The sequence below is a fragment of the Priestia sp. FSL W8-0001 genome (assembly GCF_038050335.1).
GTDB lineage: Bacteria > Bacillota > Bacilli > Bacillales > Bacillaceae_H > Priestia > Priestia flexa.
The window spans coordinates 986043-1008708 of sequence record NZ_JBBPAL010000001.1 but is presented as its reverse complement, the minus strand read 5'-3'; the positions used below and the strand labels follow the sequence as shown (position 1 = coordinate 1008708).

General features: G+C 38.9%; 28 protein-coding genes. 10 read left to right on the top strand and 18 right to left on the bottom strand.

The window, feature by feature from the left end; translation table 11 throughout:
* Positions 1 to 97: 97 nt before the first annotated feature.
* Positions 98 to 1984, bottom strand: coding sequence for a hypothetical protein (locus MKZ18_RS05300; protein WP_340842877.1), 1887 nt, complete (start codon positions 1982 to 1984; stop codon positions 98 to 100).
* Between the two features lie 139 nt (positions 1985 to 2123).
* Here MKZ18_RS05300 and MKZ18_RS05295 point away from each other — a divergent pair, with 139 nt between their 5' ends.
* Positions 2124 to 2717, top strand: coding sequence for a YdbC family protein (locus MKZ18_RS05295; protein ID WP_025909270.1), 594 nt, complete (start codon positions 2124 to 2126; stop codon positions 2715 to 2717).
* Between the two features lie 32 nt (positions 2718 to 2749).
* On the opposite strand, the gene rpiA is transcribed toward MKZ18_RS05295, so the two are convergent.
* Together rpiA and cls are read right to left on the bottom strand one after the other, a co-directional pair.
* A complete protein-coding gene (gene rpiA, locus MKZ18_RS05290; RefSeq protein WP_076512543.1) occupies positions 2750 to 3418 on the bottom strand; it encodes a ribose-5-phosphate isomerase RpiA in 669 nt (222 codons plus the stop codon).
* Between the two features lie 15 nt (positions 3419 to 3433).
* Complete coding sequence (gene cls / locus MKZ18_RS05285; protein ID WP_061786236.1) at positions 3434 to 4942, bottom strand: cardiolipin synthase; 1509 nt, start codon at positions 4940 to 4942, stop codon at positions 3434 to 3436.
* Between the two features lie 293 nt (positions 4943 to 5235).
* On the opposite strand from cls, the gene MKZ18_RS05280 reads away from it, so the two are divergent.
* Positions 5236 to 5730, top strand: coding sequence for an NUDIX hydrolase (locus MKZ18_RS05280; protein WP_025909273.1), 495 nt, complete (start codon positions 5236 to 5238; stop codon positions 5728 to 5730).
* A 55-nt stretch (positions 5731 to 5785) separates the two neighbouring features.
* Positions 5786 to 6895 (top strand): AI-2E family transporter, encoded by a 1110-nt coding sequence (locus tag MKZ18_RS05275; protein WP_062686582.1) that lies wholly within the window; start codon positions 5786 to 5788, stop codon positions 6893 to 6895.
* Between the two features lie 31 nt (positions 6896 to 6926).
* Here the strand turns inward: MKZ18_RS05275 and MKZ18_RS05270 are convergent, their stop codons facing one another.
* The 3 genes from MKZ18_RS05270 to MKZ18_RS05260 form a co-directional block, all read right to left on the bottom strand.
* A complete protein-coding gene (locus MKZ18_RS05270) occupies positions 6927 to 7586 on the bottom strand; it encodes a haloacid dehalogenase type II (RefSeq protein ID WP_340842878.1) in 660 nt (219 codons plus the stop codon).
* Positions 7587 to 7677: 91 nt separating this feature from the next.
* Positions 7678 to 8151, bottom strand: coding sequence for a hypothetical protein (locus MKZ18_RS05265; RefSeq protein ID WP_025909276.1), 474 nt, complete (start codon positions 8149 to 8151; stop codon positions 7678 to 7680).
* A gap of 469 nt (positions 8152 to 8620) precedes the next feature.
* Positions 8621 to 8788, bottom strand: a complete 168-nt coding sequence (locus tag MKZ18_RS05260) for a hypothetical protein (RefSeq protein WP_165932531.1) — start codon at positions 8786 to 8788, stop codon at positions 8621 to 8623.
* A 159-nt stretch (positions 8789 to 8947) separates the two neighbouring features.
* Between MKZ18_RS05260 and MKZ18_RS05255 the strand changes: the two genes are divergently transcribed.
* Entirely contained in the window at positions 8948 to 9409 is a 462-nt protein-coding gene (locus tag MKZ18_RS05255) for a staygreen family protein (protein WP_062686584.1), read from the top strand.
* Between the two features lie 16 nt (positions 9410 to 9425).
* On the opposite strand, the gene MKZ18_RS05250 is transcribed toward MKZ18_RS05255, so the two are convergent.
* The 6 genes from MKZ18_RS05250 to pgsB all read right to left on the bottom strand — a co-directional run bounded on the left by MKZ18_RS05250 (position 9426) and on the right by pgsB (position 16077).
* Positions 9426 to 10985 carry a gamma-glutamyltransferase family protein gene (locus MKZ18_RS05250; RefSeq protein WP_061786241.1) on the bottom strand — a complete coding sequence of 520 codons (1560 nt, stop codon included), beginning with the start codon at positions 10983 to 10985 and terminating at the stop codon, positions 9426 to 9428.
* Between the two features lie 384 nt (positions 10986 to 11369).
* Positions 11370 to 11567 (bottom strand): CapE family protein, encoded by a 198-nt coding sequence (locus tag MKZ18_RS05245; protein ID WP_025908231.1) that lies wholly within the window; start codon positions 11565 to 11567, stop codon positions 11370 to 11372.
* A 16-nt stretch (positions 11568 to 11583) separates the two neighbouring features.
* On the bottom strand, positions 11584 to 13146 hold the full coding sequence (locus tag MKZ18_RS05240) for a gamma-glutamyltransferase family protein (protein ID WP_100347250.1): 1563 nt from the start codon (positions 13144 to 13146) through the stop codon (positions 11584 to 11586).
* A 21-nt stretch (positions 13147 to 13167) separates the two neighbouring features.
* Positions 13168 to 14397: a CapA family protein gene (locus MKZ18_RS05235; RefSeq protein WP_025908233.1), complete on the bottom strand. Its 1230-nt coding sequence runs from the start codon at positions 14395 to 14397 to the stop codon at positions 13168 to 13170.
* Positions 14398 to 14429: 32 nt separating this feature from the next.
* Positions 14430 to 14879, bottom strand: coding sequence for a poly-gamma-glutamate biosynthesis protein PgsC (gene pgsC / locus MKZ18_RS05230; RefSeq protein WP_025908234.1), 450 nt, complete (start codon positions 14877 to 14879; stop codon positions 14430 to 14432).
* Positions 14880 to 14895: 16 nt separating this feature from the next.
* Complete coding sequence (pgsB, locus tag MKZ18_RS05225; RefSeq protein ID WP_025908235.1) at positions 14896 to 16077, bottom strand: poly-gamma-glutamate synthase PgsB; 1182 nt, start codon at positions 16075 to 16077, stop codon at positions 14896 to 14898.
* A 751-nt stretch (positions 16078 to 16828) separates the two neighbouring features.
* Here pgsB and MKZ18_RS05220 point away from each other — a divergent pair.
* The 5 genes from MKZ18_RS05220 to MKZ18_RS05200 all read left to right on the top strand — a co-directional run bounded on the left by MKZ18_RS05220 (position 16829) and on the right by MKZ18_RS05200 (position 18622).
* Positions 16829 to 17428 (top strand): hypothetical protein, encoded by a 600-nt coding sequence (locus MKZ18_RS05220; protein WP_224840043.1) that lies wholly within the window; start codon positions 16829 to 16831, stop codon positions 17426 to 17428.
* Positions 17429 to 17546: 118 nt separating this feature from the next.
* A complete protein-coding gene (locus tag MKZ18_RS05215) occupies positions 17547 to 17699 on the top strand; it encodes a hypothetical protein (protein ID WP_156413456.1) in 153 nt (50 codons plus the stop codon).
* 24 nt (positions 17700 to 17723) lie between these two features.
* Entirely contained in the window at positions 17724 to 18062 is a 339-nt protein-coding gene (locus MKZ18_RS05210; RefSeq protein WP_025908237.1) for a DMT family transporter, read from the top strand.
* Position 18063: 1 nt separating this feature from the next.
* Positions 18064 to 18378, top strand: a complete 315-nt coding sequence (locus MKZ18_RS05205; protein ID WP_025908238.1) for a DMT family transporter — start codon at positions 18064 to 18066, stop codon at positions 18376 to 18378.
* 58 nt (positions 18379 to 18436) lie between these two features.
* Positions 18437 to 18622, top strand: a complete 186-nt coding sequence (locus MKZ18_RS05200; RefSeq protein WP_025908239.1) for a twin-arginine translocase TatA/TatE family subunit — start codon at positions 18437 to 18439, stop codon at positions 18620 to 18622.
* Between the two features lie 62 nt (positions 18623 to 18684).
* Here the strand turns inward: MKZ18_RS05200 and MKZ18_RS05195 are convergent, their stop codons facing one another.
* Genes MKZ18_RS05195 through MKZ18_RS05185 form a run of 3 tightly spaced genes read right to left on the bottom strand, consistent with a single transcriptional unit; the run spans position 18685 to position 19675 of the window.
* Positions 18685 to 18927, bottom strand: a complete 243-nt coding sequence (locus tag MKZ18_RS05195; RefSeq protein WP_025908240.1) for a helix-turn-helix domain-containing protein — start codon at positions 18925 to 18927, stop codon at positions 18685 to 18687.
* 6 nt (positions 18928 to 18933) lie between these two features.
* Positions 18934 to 19074, bottom strand: coding sequence for a YvrJ family protein (locus tag MKZ18_RS05190; protein WP_340842879.1), 141 nt, complete (start codon positions 19072 to 19074; stop codon positions 18934 to 18936).
* On the bottom strand, positions 19067 to 19675 hold the full coding sequence (locus MKZ18_RS05185; protein ID WP_025908241.1) for a sigma factor-like helix-turn-helix DNA-binding protein: 609 nt from the start codon (positions 19673 to 19675) through the stop codon (positions 19067 to 19069). Before MKZ18_RS05185 ends, MKZ18_RS05190 begins: the two co-directional genes overlap by 8 nt.
* 194 nt (positions 19676 to 19869) lie before the next feature.
* Between MKZ18_RS05185 and MKZ18_RS05180 the strand changes: the two genes are divergently transcribed.
* Positions 19870 to 20076 (top strand): hypothetical protein, encoded by a 207-nt coding sequence (locus MKZ18_RS05180; RefSeq protein ID WP_025908242.1) that lies wholly within the window; start codon positions 19870 to 19872, stop codon positions 20074 to 20076.
* 26 nt (positions 20077 to 20102) lie between these two features.
* Here MKZ18_RS05180 and MKZ18_RS05175 read toward each other — a convergent pair whose 3' ends face one another.
* The 3 genes from MKZ18_RS05175 to MKZ18_RS05165 form a co-directional block, all read right to left on the bottom strand.
* A complete protein-coding gene (locus MKZ18_RS05175) occupies positions 20103 to 21086 on the bottom strand; it encodes a Gfo/Idh/MocA family protein (protein WP_025908243.1) in 984 nt (327 codons plus the stop codon).
* 390 nt (positions 21087 to 21476) lie between these two features.
* Positions 21477 to 21653, bottom strand: coding sequence for an Arc family DNA-binding protein (locus tag MKZ18_RS05170; protein ID WP_035320136.1), 177 nt, complete (start codon positions 21651 to 21653; stop codon positions 21477 to 21479).
* Positions 21654 to 21669: 16 nt separating this feature from the next.
* On the bottom strand, positions 21670 to 22512 hold the full coding sequence (locus tag MKZ18_RS05165; protein ID WP_025908244.1) for an SPFH domain-containing protein: 843 nt from the start codon (positions 22510 to 22512) through the stop codon (positions 21670 to 21672).
* Positions 22513 to 22666: the final 154 nt, after the last annotated feature.

The window sequence follows — 22666 nt, the reverse complement described above, 5'->3', positions numbered from 1 at the left end:
ATTCGCCCACCTTAAAAGTTTTTTACCAGTAGTAATATGCACTTTTACGACTGAAATTATGAACCCACGAAAAAAAAGCAGCGTCGATTCGCTGCTTTTAATGAATAAAAATCCCCCCATGACTTTCTACCGCGTGCTTTACCACATAATATAAGCCTCGCTCAAACTCTTTGTTCATTTTTGTTTGAAGAAACCTTTTTACATAGTAACCCCATTCTTCACCTTTTGTACGTTGAACCGCTATCCACTCCTTCATGTCTTTACTCGTTACCTCATCTGAGACGTACGCTTGAACCGCTGAGAAAAGAGAAGTCGCTACGGCTTGGAACGTCCGCTGACGATCGGTGGCTGAATGATAAGAAGTCGACCATCCTGAAGGCTGGGTGACAAATCCGTAATAAAGCGCGGTCGCTAGTTGGCTGGTCAGCTCCGCATGAAATGTCTTATCGCTATCGTCAGGAAGACTTGAATGCAAATGGTTAATGGCCTGCGTTATGATTGGAGGAGCTAATATACTAAGATAAATAGGATTAAGCTCTGCACCAACTTGTGTTTGTGCGGTCCGAGCTTGATTTACATAAACCATTTCGGACAACTTATGATCATCTTCATCGCTTCGATTTAGATTGGAAACCAAATCTACATCGGCAGCCGTGAGGTAATAAGAAAGTTGAGTAGCAACTACTTGTTCTTCTCGCTGAATACATCCTTGGATTGCTGCAGATAAACGGTGCTTTTTCGCTCGTTCTTCAGCGTATCTTTCACCTTGCAAACGTTCTGCATGAGTAAAAATCAGCTGTAGCTTATATCCATATCCATATGAAATTAGCCGTTTTAACGTATCAATCTTTATTTCACGTGAAGCATCGTGAGTATATATAATATGATCCGCTTCTTTCACTTGATCATAAAGACTGGTTCCTCTTCTACTATCTTGGATGACAATAAGCTGTTCTTTTACTGAAGGAATAGTGGCATGGATAGACGTAATAAGAGGATAGCAGCTCGCTCCATCTGCTTTTTCCGCTTCCGTCGTTAAGCGATGTAAGGCCGTAAAGTAATGAGCCCGACTTTCCGTTGAAATGAATGCAAATTGAGGCCAGTCATCAATTCCATATGACCAAGTAAAATCACACTTTTCTTTAAATGATCTTTCAATACATGTTAAAAGCGTTTCAATTAGCTGCCGGCACTCTGCTTTTTGTAAAAACAGCTGTTCAAAATCCTCTGTTACTTCCTTGATTTCTTCTAAAACCGCACTTGCGATACTTTTAATGGATTCAACATACTGAAAAACTCGCTTTGTGCTTTTGGCAGTGGAAGCTTGTTCTGTAAAATAGCGAGGACCATACGGAACCTCTCCAAATAAAGCTTCAAAGTGTAGCTCGGGGTTTCCGTGCACAAGTGCAAATGCAAGGTCGTAGTCCGTGCCTCCGTTTGCATAAACCAAAGCACTTTCAATTAAAGATTTTTCAAGGTTTTCATATACTTCTTGGCGTGATCGGAACGACACCCTTGCTTCATAGGCAGCACTATGCGTCATCTCATACACCGCATCGTAATTTGCTTTTCGGAAACGAATTGGAAACTTTTCGCGCGCAGGGTGAATACCAAAAACAGCACGAACGATGGATGTTTTCCCACTTTGCGCTTCTCCGATTAGTGAAATCTTATAAGCATCCGGACTTTTGTTCACTGTTGGAGTATCTGGCTCGTCCACTTCATCATAAAATGCGTTCACCACGCGCTGGTCGTAGCGTGCTTTCGCTCGTCCTTTTACAGTGCTTGTCCAATACTCTTCTATACGTAACAGTTCATTCAGCTCTTCAACAAGCACATCTACTTCTTCTTGTTCATCACATAGATAACGCTTGACAATCGGATATTTCTGTCCGTTTTTATCTGTCTGAAACGGATGTTGAAATAGTACACACCATCCTTTTCGACTAACGGATGGGAATGCTTTTGCTCGAAAAAACTTCATTCTATCTCCCCACTTTCTATCGAAAGACCTTATAGTTGAAATGTATGGGACGATAGAAGTATGTATGTCTGTAATTTTCCGAATAAAGGAAGGATTTTTCTAACAAAGAGCGAACCTTTGTTAAAGAGGTGATGAGAGCATGTTAACAAAAATTATAAAAGGCAGCATACCGATGGATAAAAAGGGGTCATTTTCCTATGCTCAACAGCATTGGGCAGCGCTTGCCCATGTCGATGGTTTTATTGGACAGCTAGGGGGATGGAATGTTGAAGATGAAACAGATACGTGCATTATTGCATTATGGAAAGATGAAGACTCTTACCAAGAGTTTATGAAATATACGCACGACTCTATTTTCTACAGCAGCAACCAAGATCAAACCTATACGGCGCTTGATGTATCCATTTCAAACCCTTCACAGTTTATCGGCGGTCGCTACAATTATTATCGAAGCAGCGCGATGGAAACACGCTATTTAATGAAGACGGAAATTGAAGTGGACTTTTATGATCAAAAAGATGTAGAAATGTTAGTGCAAAGCTTAGTAAATCCTTCATACAGGTGCTTATCTCATATCGTTGCTCCGCTAAAACATAATGACATAACTATTTTTACGCTTTACAGCGCAGCGTGTCCAACGAAAACAGTTGATACGCTTGTCCATCCTAACGTTTTGCAAGCTCGCCAGTACATATACAAATTAGAACAGAATTGGAACGTTCTATCTCGTTAAAAACTAAAAGCTATGGCATCTGCCATAGCTTTTTATGGTGTTATCATATGGACTTGCTGATTACGGATTGTAATGACTCGACTTGTCATATGATTAAACAAACCATTTTCAACTACTCCTGGTATCATATTAAGGGCTACTTCTAGCTCATGAGGTCGTTTAATTTCTTGAAAGTGACAGTCCATTATATAGTTTCCATTATCCGTAATAAAAGGCGTATGGTCTTCTAACAATCTGAGCCGTGGTACACACCCAAGGTCTCTCATATGTTTAGCCGTCATTTCCCATCCAAAACGAACTACTTCTACCGGTAAAGGAAACGCACCAAGCGTTTGAACTAGTTTCGTTGAGTCCGCAACGACAATGAACTGTTCAGATGCTTTGGCGATTATCTTTTCACGTAGAAGTGCCCCACCTCCACCTTTTATGAGTGCAAATTGATTGTCCACTTCGTCTGCTCCGTCAATGGCAAGGTCTAGCTTGTTAACGTCTGCCAGCGTCACGAGAGGAATACCGATTTGGCGGGCAAGCTTTTCTGTTTCTTTCGAAGTGGGTACTCCTTGTATGCGAAGGCCGTTTTTTACTCGTTCACCAAGCTTTAAAATTGTGTAATAAACGGTTGAGCCTGTTCCTAGACCAACAATCATGTCGTCTTTTACAAACTCAGCAGCTTTTTCACCGACCGCTTGTTTTTCAACCATAAGCGTATCTCTCCTTTATAATATTCCTGAAAATAAGCGCGCGAAGGATTCTTTTGATCGCTCTATAAGACCTCGCTTATAGAAAGCAACGGGCTTAATAAGTTCGCTGTCTTCCATATCTTCTTCAAAGTGTTTAATTAAATCTTGAATAGCTTTTGAATTCATTAAAAAAGCGTTTACTTCAAAGTTTAAGTGAAAGCTTCTCATATCCATATTGGCTGTTCCAACAGAAGCAAAATCGTCATCAATAATGACAATCTTTTGATGCATAAAGCCTTTTTGATAAGAATAAATTTCGATTCCGGAACGAATGAGTTCTCCAAAGTAAGACCTTGTTGCGTACTGAGTAAGAAAGCCATCATTAATTTCCGGTACCATGATTCGAACGTCAATACCTTTTTTAGCAGCAACTCGAAGCGCTGTTCGAATCGTTTCATTTGGAACTAAGTAAGGAGTTGAAATCCAAATCGATTTTGTGGCACATGCAATCATAGCGTAATAGTATTCGCTCATATTTTCATGGGTATCAGGCCCAGTCGCAATAATTTGTGTAAAACCATCTCCTGAAGTGGAAACCGTCTTTGTGTAGCGCTCTTCAATAATTAAATTTTCTCCGGAAACATACTCCCAGTCAAATAAAAAAACTGCATGAAGAGTTTGTACGGATTCTCCTACTAGTTTTAAATGTGTATCGCGCCAAAAACCAATTTCTTTGTTTTCTCCCAAGTATTCCATACCGATGTTTAAACCACCGACAAAGCCAACTTCACCGTCAATGACAATGATTTTACGATGATTGCGGAAGTTAAACTTTTGATTAAAAAAGCCGCTTTTAATCGGTGAAAAGGCATAAACTTTAACCCCACTGTCTCTTAGCTCTTTAACATCCGAGCCTGATAGTGAGATGCTTCCAACGGTGTCAAAGGTAAAGCGAACTTCGACACCTTCTTTTGCCTTTTCAATCAGCAAGCTCATGATTTCTTTTCCAAGCTTATCAGAGTGAATCATATAATATTCCATATGTATAAAGTGTTTTGCATTCTTTAAACTTGCCGTTATTTCTGAGAAAGTTTCCTGTCCGTTTTTTAGAACTCGTGCTTTTGTGCCGTTGTTTACTTTTGTAAACGAAACTCGCTCCGAATACTCAGCAAATGAGCGTTGATGAGGGCTTAGAGAAGACAAGTCTATCTTTGCTTCTTTTTCTTTTTCCGTCATGCGTTTGAGCGTTTCACGGTTGTTCATTCTCTTTGATTTAAATAAGTAGCCTTTAAGGTACAGCTGACCTGAGTATAGATAAAAGATGTAGCCCACAACAGGGAAGAAAAAGAGAACATACATCCAAAGTAGCGTACTATGAGGCGTCCGATTTTCGAGCATTAAGGAATAGATGCTGATGAAGATGAGCACTGCATATAAAGTAACTAGCGCGATTTTCCATTCTTTCGATAAATCTGTAAAGAAAAAAAGATAGGAAGATACGAGCATAATAAATAAAAAGATAAAGTCGACTCTTCTTTTTTTCATTGTGTATTCTCCAAACTATTGATTAGTTACTTTTGTATTCCCTTTTATGCATATGTTTAACCCTTGTAGAATCAGCATTTCCATCTGAGCATAAAAATACTCTTAACAAGAACCGTTCTTTCTTAATTAGCAATTAAAAAAATACTCTCTGCTTGGCATGGTTGCCACTGAGGACTGTTTAATGAGACTTCCTATACTCAACTCGTCAGGAATCTTCCTTTTTACTAGAAAGCTAAGTTGAAACATATGTTAAAATGAGAATTATGCAATTGGAGAAAGTTGGTGAATATAGAATGGATCGATATGATCGTGCCTTTGGAGTATATGGCATTTGTATACAAGATGGAGAGATTCTCGTCATTCGCAAAAATCGCGGACCTTATATTCATCGTTTTGATTTACCCGGTGGTCAGCTTGAGCATGGCGAGACGCTAGTAGATGCGATGCAGCGAGAGTTTTTGGAGGAAACAGGTTTTGAAGTGAACATTACGAAACAAGCAGGTACAGCTGATTTTCAATATCCTTGCCTCTGGAAAGAGTTTACTCATGTTCACCACATTGCGGTCTTTTATCATGTAGTGATTAAAGGCGGAGAGCTAATACATATGCCGAGTCAGTTCGAAGGACAAGATGCAGCTGAAGCACTGTGGATTCCCATGGAAAAGTTGGATAAAAACAACGCTTCTCCTCTCGCCTTAAAAGCCATTGAAGCTCATTCTCTTTCAGCTTGGCCACATCAGCCAGAAGTCTATGATAGCTGGAAGCTAAAGAAAACGTTTGAAGAGTAATTAGATAAGGGTATGATAGTGATATTGTTTGACTTATTTATTTGGAGGTAATGAAGTGTCAAAAGCAAAGAAGTTTCAATTTTGGACGATTCAGCTTGTGCTAATCGCATTGTTCATTTACATTTGTACGAAAATTTCATTTGTATTTGAACCAATCGTTGTCTTTTTCACAACGCTCTTTTTCCCTATTTTAGTATCTGGATTTTTATATTTCTTATTTAGTCCTATTGTCTTTTTCCTTGAAAAAAGGAAAGTACCAAAAACGATTGGGATTCTCGTATTGTACGCCGTTTTTATTGGCGTGATTTCGCTCGCGGTTGGAACATTAGGCCCAGCTCTTTCAAAAGAAGCTAATCAGTTTGCCGATAAAGTCCCAACTTACGTAGAAAAGAGCCAGGAAGCGATTAATAATTTATCAGAAACAAAAGGATTCCAGTGGATTGTTGAGCAAGAATATGTATCAATTGAAAAGATTGAGGATTCCCTTGCAAACTTTTCATCTACGCTTACCACTGGTGTCACGAGCAGCTTATCAACTATTTTTAGCGTTTTGACTAACATCACGCTTACAGTTGTGACCGTGCCGTTTATTTTGTTTTATATGTTAAAGGACGGACATAGCTTACCTAAGTACATCGTTAAGCTTTTCCCACCATCTTATCGTGATGAAGGTCTAAAGATTTTAGAAGAAACGAAAGAAACGGTGGCTACTTATATTCAAGGTCAAATGCTTGTTGCACTGTTCGTTGGTGTGTGTGCATCCATTGGTTACTTAATTATTGGATTGCCGTTCGCACTCGTACTGGGCTTAATTGGTGCCGTAACAAATATCATTCCATACTTAGGTCCATTTTTCGGAGCTGCTCCGGCTGTTGTTATCGGAATCTTAGACTCTCCTACAAAAGCACTTTTAGTTATTCTTGTTATGGTGATTGTTCAGCAGCTGGAAGGAAACGTTATTTCACCTCTTATTATGGGTAGAAAGCTAAACATCCACCCGCTGACCATCATTTTACTGCTCTTGGTAGCTGGAAACTTAGCAGGAATTTTAGGAATGATTTTAGCCGTACCGTTCTATGCGGTTGTTAAGACATTAGTGCTTAATATCGTTCGTTTAATCAAGTTACGATCAAGGTCCAAAACAGACCCCGAGGCCTATAGCTAGAGCAAAAAAACAGGACGCGTGTCCTGTTTTTTTATTTGACTAAATTTGTTAAGTCATGAATTACACGATTAGGCGTTAATTCACGATGCTCCGGCACTTGATGATCACGGTTTACCCACACAGTTGAAAATCCGTAATTCTTTGCTCCAGCAATATCCCACGGATTTGATGATAAGAAAAGCACTTCGTCACGTTCCACTTCTAGCTTATTCGCTGCGTAGTGATAACTAGCCATGGACGGCTTGTACTGTTTGATTTCGTCAATAGAAATGACATCATCAAATAAAGGTGCTAACCTGTGGTGAGCTACGAGTGGATCAATCATATGCTTAGGTCCATTTGTAAAGATGGCAAGCAGATATCCTTTTTCTTTTAAATACGCCAGTACTTGTTTCACTTCAGAGTACAGGTTAAGCTTGAAATAAGCATGAAGTAACGCTTCTTCACTTTCAGGTGTTACTTTCTCATCCACAGCATCTATAGCATAGCGTAATGATTTTTTTGTGAGTTCATAAAAGTCAACATAGCGGTCCATAATTTGGCTTTGCATCGCATATTCGATTTGTTTTTGGCGCCACAACTGACTTATTTTTGTTCCTTTATCAGGATAGTATTCTTCACATGCTTTAATCACGGTATGTACATCAAATAATGTTCCGTACGCATCAAGTAAAATGGCTTTAAACTTCATTATCAGACCTCCTCCCTTATTCATTGTACCCCCTCTTTAAAAAACATAACGGAGTTTCAATAAAAAAAAGCACATGAGTTCATATGCTTTTTCACTGATTATAATCCCATGCAACGGTCCATTCTCCTTCATTTTTAACTGCGAATACATATTGGTCAATGGAGAAGTTCCCATATTTCCCTTTATAAACTTGAATCACTTTCATTTGATAAACGTCTGTTAACTCTTCGCCATCCGCTGTCATTTTCCATGTATCTAGTTTTTCCACTTCCGTAATGTCATAGGAAAATGTTTCGACACCAAAGTGATTAAAAAAAACATGAGCACGGTCCTGAATATAGGCACCCTTCTCGAAACGAACTTTCATAGCGGGATGAAAGGATTCCCACGAATCTGAGAAGTTTCCTTTTTGTTCAAGGTCATAGAATTCTTCAATCGTATTTTTAGCATGATATGTGGAAGAGAAAAAGGTAAATTGAAATCCCAAAGCACCTATAGTCAATACGGCTACGAGCCCTACAATGACGAGCATTAGTTTAATGAATCGCCTTCGCTTGTTATACAAACCCTCTGCTCCTTCGCAAATTGTAGTTTTATTTTCTACTATAAAGCTTATTCATTAGAACAAGCATTTAGCACATTTAATAAACGTAGAGTAATACGAGACTTCGTTTGATAATTTCTCTCTGCTTAGCATGATTTCCATTCCAGATTGCTCCCTTTCCGCAGGGCGAGCGCTGAGCCTCCTCGTATACTGCGGGGTCTCAGCTGTCTCGCTAGTCCCGTAGAAGTCTCGCATCTTCCATTCCAATCATGGGCTTTTTTATGGGGAGGGCTTTTGATAAGAACTGGTCTATCTTCTAATACTTTAAAAAGCACTCTTCTCAACTAGTACAAAGAGTACCTCTTTTCTATCTAACTTTCATCATTTCTGACGTCCTAAGCTTTATTTTCTTCAAATGTTGGAACAAATTTATTTAATCAATAAAAGAGAAACACAAAACTAAAAAAAACCACCTTGTCAGTGGTCTTTTCTACACAATTTGAAACGCCATCTGCATGGCTGCCAGAAATCCAATAAATACGAGAAACGTCACAAGGCCTTCTTTCCAGTCAGGTCTATCTCCTCGAACAAATTTTGCGATGTCGTATGAAAGCATCGCGGCTAAGAATATGGATAGAACAATATAAAACGGCTCCATTTTCTTCCCCCTTTTCCACTTTGTTTTTAGCGTTCGTTAGTCGCCTACACTTTTATAGATTAGCTGTTTTAGATAGGCGTTGTAAAGAATAGGGGTTTGAATGACTTTTTTTCCTAGTGCGGGCATAGACTACTTAAAAGCATGAAAGGATGACGCAGGATGGTTGCATTTAATCCTGAAGAGTTTAGCGTTACATACCGACACGGCGCAACTCCTACCCAGCCTTTTTTAAAAAGGCGCTATACGCTGACTTATGTCTCTGAAACGGATTCCCTGTATTTAATTATTGGAGCTTCATTTGCTAAAGACATGCTCAACGAACAGCGAAACGAACTTTTTGGGGAATGGGTTCATTACAAAGATACAACCGCTCTTTACGTATACGTTTTCATTGGTGATCACCATACTGATAAATCGATTCAAGCCATTCGATACGCTATTTTCAATAAAGAAATGCCGGTGCTTTTAACTGCTTTACGATACGGAGATCATTTCTTCTTTAGGCAAATGCTTGACTTGGACCACGCTCCGATTTACGTTCATTATCATTCAAATTATTCAGAGTTTCATACGATCCGCTACATGGAAACTCCATCCGTCTACGAAACGATAAAAAGGTAGCCCCTGCTACCTTTTCTTAGCTATGCTTCCACACACCGTTTCGGCGAGAATCACCGACACCTGTTATCCTGCCGTTACCAAGATCTTTCACAAGCAGCTGAATGCCTCCGTAATAGACGTCGCTTGTTTTGCTTTGTACGTCAAAAGCACTCATCTGCTCAATTACTTCTTCAGGCGTAGTTGGCTCGATATAAAGAGTATCTTGATCAAAGATAAAGCGAGGCGTTTCAACCGCTTTTTCCAACTCTTCTCCTCCTTGAAAATGGCGGGCTAATACTTGATTTAACACCTGTGGAATACGAGTTCCCCCCGGCGTTCCTACTCCCATTATCCATTCTCCTTCCTTGCGGATAATTAAAGGAGCTGTAAACGTTCGGGCTCTTTTCCCAGGCTCAGGGTTATTTACGCCGATTGAGCCATACGTATCAGCATTGTTATTAAGAAAAAAGCCATCTACTTGCTTACCTAACCCAAAAAAATTGCTTAGCGTATTGGTCGTGGATACGGTCGTACCTTCCTTATCAATAACGACAAAATGAGTCGTACTTTCATGTTCTTGGTCTGCACCTTCCACTTCGCGTTTTTCTGAGTTTTCTAATAAACTTTCAATGTATTCATCGCTAAGGAAACGCTCTACATCCTGTGGGTAAAAAGCAGGATCGCTAATCTCTTTTACTCGGTCAGCGTACGCTATTTCTTTAATTTTCTTAATAGCCTTATAGTCGACTTCTTGCTCGTTTATGTTAACGTTTTCTTTCTCCATCATTTTTAACATTTGAATAACCGTAATACCTGAAAATGGAGGTGGAGCCGCAATGATTTCATTTCCTTTGTATGTTGAAACAACCGGCTGCCTTTCTTCCACTTCATATTCTTGCAAATCTTCTAGTGAAATGCTTGTTTCTTCTGCTAGACGATTGGCAATGTCCTTTTGATAAAAGCCAGCCGCTCCGTTTTGTTTAATATACGTTAACTGTTCAGCAAGCTCAGGCTGCTTTAGCTCCTCTCCTGCTTTTATAGCTTCCCCCCTCGGAAAGAAGCTTGATAAATTGCTGACGTCCATCCGTCCACTTGCGTAAAATAATCGGCTCGCTAAGAGTTCGTCTACTTTAAATCCTTTTTCGGCATACTCAATAGCAGGATCAATCAACTTTGTCATAGACGTTGTTCCATATTTTTTATTCACATATTCCATTCCTGCTACAAAGCCAGGAACTCCCGTTTTTCCTTCCAAAGAGCTAGGTGCTACTTCGCGGTAATCAATGAAGGTCGGTTCTTCACCTTCTTTGGCAATAAGCATGCCGCCACCGCCACCAATTCCAGAACCGTACGGTTCGACAACGCCTAGCGCGTAAGATACAGCAATTGCTGCATCTACAGCATTACCTCCATCTTTTAGTACCTTCATACCTACATCAACAGCAATGGGGTTGGAAGAGCTAACTCCATAAGATGAATCTCCATTGCTAAATAACGGCGTATTATTTTCATCGTGATTACGAACAAACCATACTGAAGTCGCAATTAATACACATAAAGAAACTCCTCCTATAAGAGCTCTCCGTTTATTCCACATGCTGTTCACTTCTTTCTTTGTTGTGTGTAGTATAAAAAAGAGTTTGGGACATAACAAAATGATTGCTTCTAAAAGACGAACACTAGCTGTTCCCATCTCTTTGATTTGTCTCAACTCGTTCGTTCCATTGCGCTACGGTCACTCGCTTTCCGCGGGGAGGAACCTGAGCTTCCTCGCTGCGCTGCGGGATCTCCGTTTTCCCTCTCTTTCCCGCAGGAGTCGAGTGTCCTACGCTCCATTCCACCCTGTTTCCAACATTGTTTTCACAATCAACAAAAAACCTGAACGATTAAAAGTTATGAACTCTCAATCGTTCAGGTATAGTAAGGACTGAACTACTTATGTCCCAGCCTCTTTTAATCACGCTAACCGACGATGATTTACTTACTTGTTTAAAGATAATGAAGGTTGCTCAGTCGTTGTTTGCTGTTCAGTTTGCTCCATCATTTTTAAGTTCTTTTCAATTTTTTGTTCTTCAATTGTTGATAAAGTTGTTGGATGCTTTAAAGCTCCTAACGTAACCACAACTCCTGCTACGATAACAACTGGGGCTACTACTCCTACAATACGTTTAACTACCATGATTATTCCTCCTCAATTATTCTGTACTTTTATCCCACAAACCATGCCTTCTTTTATCTGCGCTTCCTGAAATCGTATACTCATTTCTATCTTGAATGAGGGCTTGTACCCCTCCGTAAAACATCGGATTATCGGTTTGTTTCACATCATATCCGTACGTTTTCAATCGATCTTTCACATCATTTTCAAGTTCTTTTTCAGAATATAGCTTGTCAGAATCAAAGATGACGCGGCTTGACTGCACTGCTTTATCAATCGATTGACCACTGTCAAAATAGTTGCCTAGCACCTGCGTTAACACCTGTGGAATTCGGTTCCCTCCAGGTGTCCCGATTCCCATTACCCACTCATCTTCACCGCGGATAATAGTGGGCGCTGTGAATGTACGTGGTCGTTTACCTTCTTCAATTTTATTAATGCCTTCACCAAAAGTACCAAGCGTGTTGTTTAAAAAGAAGCCTTCGATGTTTTTTCCACTTCCGAAGAAATTACTTAGCGTATTGGTTGTGGAAACAACCGTTCCTTCTTTATCTATTACAACAAAATGCGTTGTACTTTCGTGCTCTTCTACATCGCTAACTTTCGTTTTTTTCGTACGCGTTTCATTAATTTTATTTCCTAATAAACGAACGTAACGATCATCGATCCAGTCTTCAGGAGCTTGCTTAATGAAAGATGGATCAGCTACTTTATCTAATCGATCTTGATAAGACACTTTCGATATTTCACCTAGGTAGTGGTTAAACAAGCTTGGCTTTTCATTCTTTAGTTCCCAAATTTGTTCTTCATCAGCAAGCTTTAGCATTTGAATAAGCGTGACGCCTGAAAACGGCGGTGGAGCACTAATGATGCGATTACCTTTATAGTTCGTTTCTAAAGGCTTTCGCTCTACTGCTTCATAATCGCGCAAGTCTTTTTTTGAAATCTCCGTCTCATCAGCGATTTCATCACCAATATCTCCGCGATAAAAAGCAGAAGCACCTTCTTCTTTAATCGTTGTAAGAGTCTTAGCTAAATCTTTTTGCTTTAAGACTTCTCCCGCTTCAATTGCTTCTTCATTCGGATAAAACTGCTCAAGCTCATCTTCATCTAAGTTTTTTTGATACGAAATCAACCTATCATGAAGATCTTGGTCCACTTTAAAGCCATCTTTTGCGTAAGAAATCGCAGGGTTTATTAACTCACTCATTGATTTTGTTGCATAGTTTTGGTGAATGTATTCCATCCCAGCGACAAAGCCTGGAACACCTTCTTGCTCATCTTTATCTGAATTCGGAGCGACTTCGCGGTAATCAATAAAGGTAGAATCTCCATCAGCTGGATCAATCAGCATGCCACCACCTCCACCGACACCGGAGCCATATGGCTCAACAACGCCTAGTGCATAGGAAATCGCAATCGCTGCATCAACAGCAGTACCGCCATTTTTCAGTACATCCATCCCCACTTTTGTTGCGTAAGGGTCGGATGTACTAACGGCATACTCTTTTTTGGGAAATAAAAATTGATACGCTACGACGCTAATAATGAGAGAAAAGATGATAATGGCTACAAAAAGCAATTTTCGTTTTTTCATCATCTTTCATCTCCTTTAGCTGAATTATTGTTGTGTGTATGCTTCTTCTGTATTGTTAGCAGGAGCATCATCACTTTGGTTTTGACGTTCCTGCGATCTCTTCATTACGTGTGTGTGATCAAGTTTAATTTGAAACTTCTTATCCTCTTTTTCTAAACGACCTTCATTTGATGCGTACTTTGTTAAGTCGTTGTAAATTCGTTTCATGCGCCATGGATTATCTGTTGGCGTAGGACTACCTTCTTTAATAATCATCGGAATGACATCTACCGTAGCTTGGCCCTCTTTATTTAAGTTGTACTGAACCATCGCCGTATTTTTTGTACTTGACCAACCTTGGTCAAAGACAAAGTTTCCTAGACTATAGAAGATAATTGAACCATTATAAACATCAAATGACTGTAAAACGTGAGGGTGATGCCCGATGATGATATCCGCACCTGCATCAACCATTGCTTTTGCTAAGCCCTGTTGACGCTCACTAGGCTCTACATCGTACTCTGCACCCCAGTGCGCGTTTACAACAACTAAATCCGCATTTTCTTTCGCTTCTTGAATTGTTTCAAAAATAACATCTGGATCTGCATCTAAAATGCCTGGGTTATTCTTACCGGCCTTCATTCCTGCAACATATACGTCTGTGAAACCAACGGATGCAATCTTCACACCGTCTACTTCTTTATATGAAATATGTTTCGCTTCTTCTTTATTACGACCAGCACCGACATAGTTCATGCGGTTTTTTTCAAAAGATGCAAGCGTATCTTCTAGACCTTTTGTACCGTAATCCATCGCGTGGTTATTCGCTAGGTTTAATACATCAAATCCTGCATTTTTCATTGTTTTTAAATCTTCTTCTTCACTGTATAAGTGAATGCTTTTATCAATCTTCTCGTAAGAATCTTCGTCGTTTGTTAAAATAGGAGACTCATAGTTTCCACTCACATAGTCAGACTCATCAAAGAAAGGCTGAACATTTCGAAAAACAAAATCTTCTCCGTGACGGCTCGTCACTTCTTTGATATGTCGACCCATCATAATATCCCCAACCATCGTTAAGGTGATATCATCACTTGACTCTTTTTTTGCAAGATTAGGATCTTGAAGCGCATCCGAACGCTGAACCCAACCTGCTAGTGCCAAAACAAGGATTAAAATAGGTGTAAGGATAAGTGCTTGTTTTCCACTGCTTGGCTTCGTTCGTTTTATGAACATCAATACTTTTTCCTGAAAGTTTAGCTGCTTTTTCTTCACTGATGTTTGTCCTCCTTTCTTTTAACTTTTTATTAAAATAGGTAATAAATTTGCATTACACCAAACGTGATTCCACTTAGCAATACTGTTGTTCCAACCGTTAATGGTACACCTTGCTTTTGCATTGAGTTGGCGATTAATCCTGGTACGATAACTCCAATACCACGTAGCTCAAATACTTCAAATGGTAGGACAGGATAGAAATAATCAAAAATGACTTTAATTGCAATTCCTGTAATTAACATTGCGGTGAACTTACGACGTCCATATAAAATAACTACTTTTGAAATACCATAAACAACAATTACATATGTTAGTAAACTGATAACAAATACAACGACAATCATCATTGGCTGATCAAAGATAAGTGCCAAGTACCCTGGAACAATTAACCCTGCAGGTAGTACACCTGTTTTTTCCGTAAAAATTAAGCTGAGAGTTATCCCTAATACAAGGGCAATATATAAATCTGATCCGAACATGAAATGGCCTCCTAGATTAAACTGCTTTTTTCATCGTTTTCATTTCAATAATCGCTTCTACAAGTGGCTCTGCTGAACCATGAATATTTCCGACACCATAGACAATGCGATCTTTTAAATATGGTTTCATGCGCTCAAGAATTTCTTCTGTTGATGCACCTTCCATATCCCAGAACTCTTTCGTTGGTAACGTTCCTTTTGCATACGCATCCGCAATCGGTGAGGTTGTCTGACCAATTGCAATCATCACATCTGCTTCTATATAAGGCATTACGTCAACCGCGAATTGTTCTGTGCGATCGACACGGTCTGGACGGCAGTTCATGATAACAATCGGAAGCTTAGGGCTATAGTTCATAGAATCTACACGCTCCCAAATACGAAGTGTTGATGAAGCATCATTGGCTGCAAATCCATTTACTAAGAAAGCTGGATTACTTGTATCTCCAAACTTCGTAATTCTCATTGCACCTGGATCTGGCTGAGCGTTTAGCATTCCTCTCATTGCCGTTTCTTCATCAATGCCTAGTGCTTCAGCAACAGCTAAACCAATTGAAGCATTATCTGGGAATACCATGTAATCAAACTTACGTAAATACTCTTCAGAAATACGATCATTATCAGCAACGATTACTTTTGTATTTCGCTCCGCTGCAACCTTTTTGTAATACTCTAAATAAGGACCTTCAATTGTAACAAGGTGTCCATTATAAGGAATTGTCGCTAGGAAAGCTTGGGCAACTTCATCTAAAGTTGGCCCCATTACATCCATGTGATCCTCAAGTACGTTTACAATAACGCCCACTTTGGCTTGAATAAGCTGGTTTTGAAATGTAATTTGATAATCTGGCTGAACGGCCATACATTCACAAATAAGTGCTTCGGCTCCCATATCGGCAACTTCATTTACAACGCGTCGTTGCTCTCCAATATTTGGCCCTTCTTTACGACGGATAATTGGTTCTTCTTCTGATGTGTGCCAATAAATCATTCGCGCTTGGGTACCTGTTGTTTTTCCAACTGTTTTGTAACCTGCTTCTTTTACAATTCCTGTTATTAAACGCGTAACAGTTGATTTTCCTCGAATACCGTTAACATTTACTCGAACTGGAATTGAATGCAGTTTACGCAAATGTCTACGATACTCCCAAATGCCATAGCCTAGTAAAAATAAGCAGCATAGGACTATTAAGATCATCTCTTATCCTTCTCCTTCCAAAATAGCGCTGACCGCTAAAATTGTTAGCGTTCATCTGCGATTTCGTTTCTCTTCTCTTTATCTAATTTCATTTTTACGTTTGGGCTCGAGCACCAAATTCAACAGGTCTAAACCTACCACTCGCACGAAGAAACGGTCAATAGCTCAAACGATACATGTTTTTTGTATTGGTTATAAAAGGTCAAGGAGCTTTCACAACGCTGTCGTTTCCAAGCATTTTCTCTAGCATTCGTGACCATTCGCCTAATAGAAGCTCTTTAATCCTTTATTTTTTTTTATATTTTTTACACATTCACATTACGAAGATGCAATATCTTTAATACATGAAACATTCCTGTAATGTAAAACCCATAAAAAGATTACAAATGAATTTAATTTTACTTTTCACTCCATAATCTTTCTAATGTGATTGTTAAAATACTGATTTTTCACTAAAATGAGCATGTTCCTATAGTCATTAAAGAAAAAGTAAGATATATAATTTGATAGACTCATAAAGAGAGTAGTCAGAAAGGTTACACTGACTACCAAATTCACATACATAGACAAACTTTATAACCATTTCTGTTTTAGGAAGATAGATGTTCTTTTTCACGATTGAATTTTAAATATTTTGGGTATAAAGCTCGTAGACAAATATAAATTGCATGACAGAGGTGAATAAATAATAATCGACACGGTGCTTTATTTTTCTTTTACTGCTTTATATATTGCCTTGTTAGGTTGGGGCTTGTTTCTTTATAGAACGCGAACAAGTCATTCTTTTACATATTTTTTATTAGTCGTGATGCTAGGGCTCATTTATGACAACGGTTTATTAGCGATCGGCTTGTTTATTGGTGAAGGATCCACTCTTGAAACGCTAAACCTATGGAGATTTCTAGGTCATGCTTTCTTCACTCCTACTCTTGTACTTTTTGCTTTGGGTATTGGGAGGCATGCGAAACTGCAATGGGCTAAGAAAAACGTTACTCTTTATAGCTTTCTCCTTATTACCATTACCTTAATCGTGTATGAAATCACAGAGATTATGCATCAAACCCTTCAACCAGTCGTCGAATATGGCATACTTCGTTATACGCTAGTTGGCGCGCACAGTGGACCACCAATTATGGTTTTAATCGTGACGTTTATTTTACTTTTAGTAAGCATTTCACTTTTTCGCCATACTAAATGGAATGTGATGCTGATTGGAGTTGTTTTAATGATTGCAGGAAGTGCTATTCCACTTCCGATCGAGAGCGGTGCCGTAACAAATACATTCGAACTTATTTTTATGACAGCACTAATGATGACAATGTCAAAATTCCTTCTAAAAGAAGCAGGATAACTCTTGCTTCTTTTTTTCTAGTTTGATATAGTTTCCCCTACCGAACGTTAGGTAAATTGAAGAGTTATCTGATCGATTATTAACATCCATCTTTGAACAAGGAATTGCAGAAGGAACAATGCGAGACGAGAAAATTGACCGCTATATTAACAGCTTTTATTGCTTAGCGGATGGGTTATTTATTCAGCGCTTTTACTACGATCAAGAGCGCTATTCTACCAAAATAAAAGATGCTTGGAACGTTTTTTGGTTAGGAATTAAAAAGGAATAAAAGAATGTTAAAGGAGTTTTATCCATGGCTTGGATTTATTTAATTATTGCAGGTTTGTTTGAAATTGTGTGGGCAATGGGCCTAAAGTATTCAGAAGGCTTCACTCAGCTTTGGCCTTCTGTTGTAACCTTAATCGCAATTGTCATTAGCTTTTTCTTTTTTTCAAAAGCATTAAAAGACATTGCAGTTGGGACTTCTTATGCCATTTTTACAGGTATTGGCGCAGCAGGAACAGCCATCATTGGCATGGTTGCTTTAAATGAAGATGCGAGCTTAACCAGAATCTTTTTCTTAGTGTTAATGCTTGTTGGTATTGTTGGTATTAAGCTGGTATCGAGTGATGATGTAAAGGAGGAAGGCTAATATGGCTTGGATTGCTTTAATTGGAGCAGGAATATGTGAGGTTGGGTTTGTTATTTTTTTAAAACTGTCAGATGGTTTTAAGCGCCTGCTTCCTTCTATTGGGTTTAGCGCATTTAGCCTTGCCAGCTTTTATTTACTTTCCTTAGCTCTACGAGACATTCCAATCGGGACTGCGTATAGCATTTGGACTGGTGTTGGGGCAGTAGGAAGCGTATTATTAGGGATGTTTCTCTTTAATGAAAAGAAAGATTGGAAGCGTCTTTTATTTATCTCCTTTATTGTCATTGGCGTAATTGGGTTAAAATTCACTTCTTAACAACATAATCCATGCTATAATGAACTTGTATTGATTCTTTGACTAGGAGACGATGACCATGAACCTTGGTTTTGGAGAAATTGCGCTGATTGTCTTTGTTGCTTTGCTTTTATTCGGCCCAAAAAAGCTTCCTGAGCTTGGAAAAGCAGCAGGAAAAACGCTGCGAGAGTTTAAGCTTGCTACCAAAGGAATGATGGAAGACGATGAAGATGATAAGACAAAGAAAACACAAAAGCAAGTATAACCCTACTTCTTAGTCATAACGCATAAACAAAGCAGATGCCCATGTAGACATCTGCTTTTTATTTACTGCTTTTGCTGACCTTCTTTTAAGACAGTTTCCCAAAATCCTGGTGTATACTCAAAGCTAAATTTCTTTGCTGCTTGTACAATTTTAACATTCAGCTCTTGCTTAATATCTTCACGTTCTGAGGCGCATGCGGCTTGAGCTGCGCTCTTCACTTTCGGAGATAGCCTTTGCAGAAGCTCTTCAACAGCTTTTTCATCATCTTTTTTCACTCGTTCAATTAATTTATAAAGAGTTGTCATGTAACATCACTTCTTTCTTAAGTCACTTGAAAGATTTTCTATAGTTTCTTCCAGCAGTTTAATATTCGTTTCAACCCTCACTAACAAATAAAACGAGACCACAACAGGAAAGCCAACTTGATTAATAACGGATAACCATTCAACCATGTGCATCCCTTCCTTCTAATTGTTGTTTTAATCGCATAAGTGAGCTCCGATACTTAAATGAAATGGCCTGTGGAGAGACGTGAAAAAAAGAAGCAATTTCACCGTTCGTCCATCCTTCAACAATACGAAAATGCAGAATAAGCTGCTGCTTCCACGGTAAGGATACGAGCGCTTTATAAAGCGCTTCATCTTCGATTTGATTGCTTAAAAATGATCTATTCCACCAGTCCCGATCCACTACACCAAGCGTTTCGCCGTATGTTCGCTGTTCCTCTTTCACAACCGGCTGATCCAAGCTTTTTACATAGTGTGTCTTCTGATAAAGCTGCACTTTATCCCGTACAAAGTGCTTACACAACGTTGAAACATAAGCCAAAAAGCGAATTTCACTGTAAAACTGTTTGAATGCTTCATCTACTAACGACGCATATTGCTCGCTCTTGTGATGAAACGTCATTTGTAATAAGTCGTAGTGACAATCGTTTTTTAAAAAATTTTTTAATAAAGGAGAAGAAAGTGCTGCTCGATGTTTCCAGTAAAATGTAGAAAAAGATGTTTCTAAATACGGGGGGATAAGATGATGTACAGATTGATTAACCATATAAGTAACCTCCTATTTTTTTAAATATAGTAGATAAAAAGGGAAAAGCTGAGAAAAAAACAACAAAATAAGAACATTTGTTCTTATTTATATTAAAGGATAGGTACATTAAAAGTCAAACTGTGGTTTTAAATCATGTTATTACCAATTAGTTAATTAAATATGTTAAAATATGGATATAAAAAGGGGTTATAATGACAAAAAATCTATCGTTCATGGGAAAAGTAACATTTTGGATTGGCTTCTTCTTTTTTGTGTTTAGCTTTTCTTCTCTTTTAGGAGATACCGACTTTAAAGAAGTAGTCCCTACTACTTCAATTGGGCTTATATATTTTTTACTTGGTGGCGCTTTGTTACTTGGGAGCCGTTTATTTCAAAAATCAACAAAGAAGCAGAGGTAATTCCCCTGCTCCTTTGTTTGTATCTATTAGTTATCGTTTGGAAAAACAAGTCCCAGCTGACTACGAACCTTGTCCATCACACGCATTGTTGTATATGAATTTTCAAATGAGTTTACAGCTGATTCTGTTTCGCCGCTGTTTAATAAATCAATAAATTCTTTTACTTCATAATACATTGGCGGATGGCTTTGCTCGACTGTGAGTTCTTCTACCGACCCATCGTTGTAGCGAATTTCTACCTTTTCAGCAGTATGAATTTTATCGATAATCATGCTTCCTTTTTCACCTTGAATTTCGCTTGGCAGGTGTGAGTTTGTGATTTTAGAGTACATCACAACAGCATCTTTATCATCATATGATAGGGCTACAGTACCTTCTCCATCAACACCTGACTCCAGCATCACTCCGGTTGCCTTAACTTCTTTTGGAGCACCAAATAATGCAATCAGCGGATATAAGCAGTATACGCCCAAGTCCATAAGAGAACCGTTGGCGAATTTAGGGTTAAAAGCGTTTAGCACAATGCCTTCCTTGTATTTATCATAACGAGAAGAGTATTGGCAGTAGCTCGCAAAGTAGCGACGAACGGGACCAATTTTATGTAGATTTTCTGCAATGACTTTAAAGTTCGGAAGAAGCGTAGATTTCATTGCTTCCATTAATAAAACATTGTTGTTTTTTGCAGCTTGAATCATTTGCGTTACTTCCGTAGAATTGGCTGCAAGCGGTTTTTCACATAGAACATGCTTGCCGTTCTTCATGAATAGAATTGCTTGTTCAGCGTGATACGTATTAGGTGACGCAATGTAAACAGCATCGAGTTGATCGCTCGTAGCCATTTCTTCCAAGTTAGTAAACGTTGTGGTTACGTTGTATTTAGAAGCAAATTCCTGTGCGCGCTCTTCTGTTCTTGAGTACACAGCGGTTAATTTGAAGTCTTCTACGTGACTTGCTGCTTCTAATAATGATTCTGTAATCCAGTTTGTTCCGATGACGCCAAAACGAATCATTTTATTCACTCCTTTTTTACATATACGTCCTATTGTAGCCTGATTCAAATTAAAAGTGCGATGAAATCGTTTTAATATTTCACATTGAGAAGAATATAACTTTCTTTTCATATTTATAAAACATTCTCTTTGCTCGGTGTGATTTCCATTTCAGATTGTTCTCTTTCCGCAGAGCGAGCGCTGAGCTTCCTCGTATACTGCGGGGTCTCATGTAGCTCACTAGTCCCGTAGGAGTGGCTCATCCTTCATTTCAATCATGAGGCTTTTGAATAAGACAAATCTTTAATGTGATTACTCTCTCCACTTCCCATGATATCCTGATCTTTATGTTCACTAACACGTACTTTTCCTTTACATACGAAAAAAGCAAGTTGGCATATCGCCAGCTTGCTAGGTTTCGTCACTTTGTTCTTTTCGCTTACTGAGTCGTCCTTCTTTACGCACAGCTTCACGGAGTAAAAATTCAATGTGTCCGTTGACGCTTCGAAATTCATCTTGTGCCCAGCGCTCTAATAGCTTATAGAGCTCAGGGTCAATTCGCAGTGGGAAACTTTTCTTTTTTGCCATTCCTTCTCACAACCAATTAGTATAAGCTACCTGTATTCACCACAGGCTGTGTTCCTCGATCTGAAATAATTGCGATCATCAAATTGTTGACCATATTGACTTTACGCTCTTCATCTAAATCTAGTATACCATCTTGTTCTAATTGCTCAACTGCCATTTGTGCCATTGAAACTGCGCCTTCAACAATTTTCTTACGGGCTGATAAAATAGCTGTTGCCTGCTGCCTTTGTAGCATGGCGCTTGCAATTTCTGTTGAATATGCTAAGTGCGTTAAGCGCGCTTCAATAACTTCTACACCAGCAACCTCAAGACGATCTTGCAGCTCTTTTGCTAATTCATCAGAAATTTCATCTGCATTTCCACGAAGCGTAAGCTCTACGTTTTCAAACGTATCGTAAGGATAACGCGTCGCTACTGCTCGAATCGCTGTTTCACTTTGAATCGCCACAAACTCTTCATACGAATCTACATCAAACACTGCTTTGGCAGAGTCTACTACTTTAAAAACAACAACTGCGGCAATCTCAATTGGGTTTCCTTCTACATCATTTACTTTTAACTTTTTACTATTAAAATTTCGAACTCGTAATGAGATGGTACGTCTAATTGTTAGCGGAACGGTTACGAACAAACCGCTGTTACGAATGCTTCCTAAGTATTTTCCAAAGAAAATAACAACTTGAGATTGATTCGGCTGTACAACCGTCACACCGGAAGCTAACAATCCACCAATAGCAATAAGCGGAAGTCCTATAAGCGGCACTTCTTGAATGAGCATAAAAACACCGCCAATGATGGCTACTAAAATCAACAGAATGCCCACAAAACCATTTAAAATCCACGCTTGACGCTCCTGCAAAGTAATCTCCCCTTTGTAATTATATCTTTTTCATATTATTATGATATCACTTTTAGAAATAAATGTAAATATAAAACTGGATAATCTAGCCTATCCTAAAAAATGCTAAGCTCTCTAAATTTAAGGAATGGATATCCTTCAGCAACATTGTTTT

Bases quoted from the DNA above. Each gene is read 5' to 3' on its own strand.
- MKZ18_RS05300 (WP_340842877.1), bottom strand. From the start codon at position 1,984: ATGAAGTTTTTTCGAGCAAAAGCATTCCCATCCGTTAGTCGAAAAGGA.
- MKZ18_RS05295 (WP_025909270.1), top strand. From the start codon at position 2,124: ATGTTAACAAAAATTATAAAAGGCAGCATACCGATGGATAAAAAGGGG.
- rpiA (WP_076512543.1), bottom strand. From the start codon at position 3,418: ATGGTTGAAAAACAAGCGGTCGGTGAAAAAGCTGCTGAGTTTGTAAAA.
- cls (WP_061786236.1), bottom strand. From the start codon at position 4,942: ATGAAAAAAAGAAGAGTCGACTTTATCTTTTTATTTATTATGCTCGTA.
- MKZ18_RS05280 (WP_025909273.1), top strand. From the start codon at position 5,236: ATGGATCGATATGATCGTGCCTTTGGAGTATATGGCATTTGTATACAA.
- MKZ18_RS05270 (WP_340842878.1), bottom strand. From the start codon at position 7,586: ATGAAGTTTAAAGCCATTTTACTTGATGCGTACGGAACATTATTTGAT.
- MKZ18_RS05260 (WP_165932531.1), bottom strand. From the start codon at position 8,788: ATGGAGCCGTTTTATATTGTTCTATCCATATTCTTAGCCGCGATGCTT.
- MKZ18_RS05255 (WP_062686584.1), top strand. From the start codon at position 8,948: ATGGTTGCATTTAATCCTGAAGAGTTTAGCGTTACATACCGACACGGC.
- MKZ18_RS05250 (WP_061786241.1), bottom strand. From the start codon at position 10,985: ATGTGGAATAAACGGAGAGCTCTTATAGGAGGAGTTTCTTTATGTGTA.
- MKZ18_RS05245 (WP_025908231.1), bottom strand. From the start codon at position 11,567: ATGGTAGTTAAACGTATTGTAGGAGTAGTAGCCCCAGTTGTTATCGTA.
- MKZ18_RS05240 (WP_100347250.1), bottom strand. From the start codon at position 13,146: ATGATGAAAAAACGAAAATTGCTTTTTGTAGCCATTATCATCTTTTCT.
- pgsC (WP_025908234.1), bottom strand. From the start codon at position 14,879: ATGTTCGGATCAGATTTATATATTGCCCTTGTATTAGGGATAACTCTC.
- pgsB (WP_025908235.1), bottom strand. From the start codon at position 16,077: ATGATCTTAATAGTCCTATGCTGCTTATTTTTACTAGGCTATGGCATT.
- MKZ18_RS05215 (WP_156413456.1), top strand. From the start codon at position 17,547: ATGCGAGACGAGAAAATTGACCGCTATATTAACAGCTTTTATTGCTTA.
- MKZ18_RS05210 (WP_025908237.1), top strand. From the start codon at position 17,724: ATGGCTTGGATTTATTTAATTATTGCAGGTTTGTTTGAAATTGTGTGG.
- MKZ18_RS05205 (WP_025908238.1), top strand. From the start codon at position 18,064: ATGGCTTGGATTGCTTTAATTGGAGCAGGAATATGTGAGGTTGGGTTT.
- MKZ18_RS05200 (WP_025908239.1), top strand. From the start codon at position 18,437: ATGAACCTTGGTTTTGGAGAAATTGCGCTGATTGTCTTTGTTGCTTTG.
- MKZ18_RS05195 (WP_025908240.1), bottom strand. From the start codon at position 18,927: ATGACAACTCTTTATAAATTAATTGAACGAGTGAAAAAAGATGATGAA.
- MKZ18_RS05190 (WP_340842879.1), bottom strand. From the start codon at position 19,074: ATGGTTGAATGGTTATCCGTTATTAATCAAGTTGGCTTTCCTGTTGTG.
- MKZ18_RS05185 (WP_025908241.1), bottom strand. From the start codon at position 19,675: ATGGTTAATCAATCTGTACATCATCTTATCCCCCCGTATTTAGAAACA.
- MKZ18_RS05180 (WP_025908242.1), top strand. From the start codon at position 19,870: ATGACAAAAAATCTATCGTTCATGGGAAAAGTAACATTTTGGATTGGC.
- MKZ18_RS05175 (WP_025908243.1), bottom strand. From the start codon at position 21,086: ATGATTCGTTTTGGCGTCATCGGAACAAACTGGATTACAGAATCATTA.
- MKZ18_RS05170 (WP_035320136.1), bottom strand. From the start codon at position 21,653: ATGGCAAAAAAGAAAAGTTTCCCACTGCGAATTGACCCTGAGCTCTAT.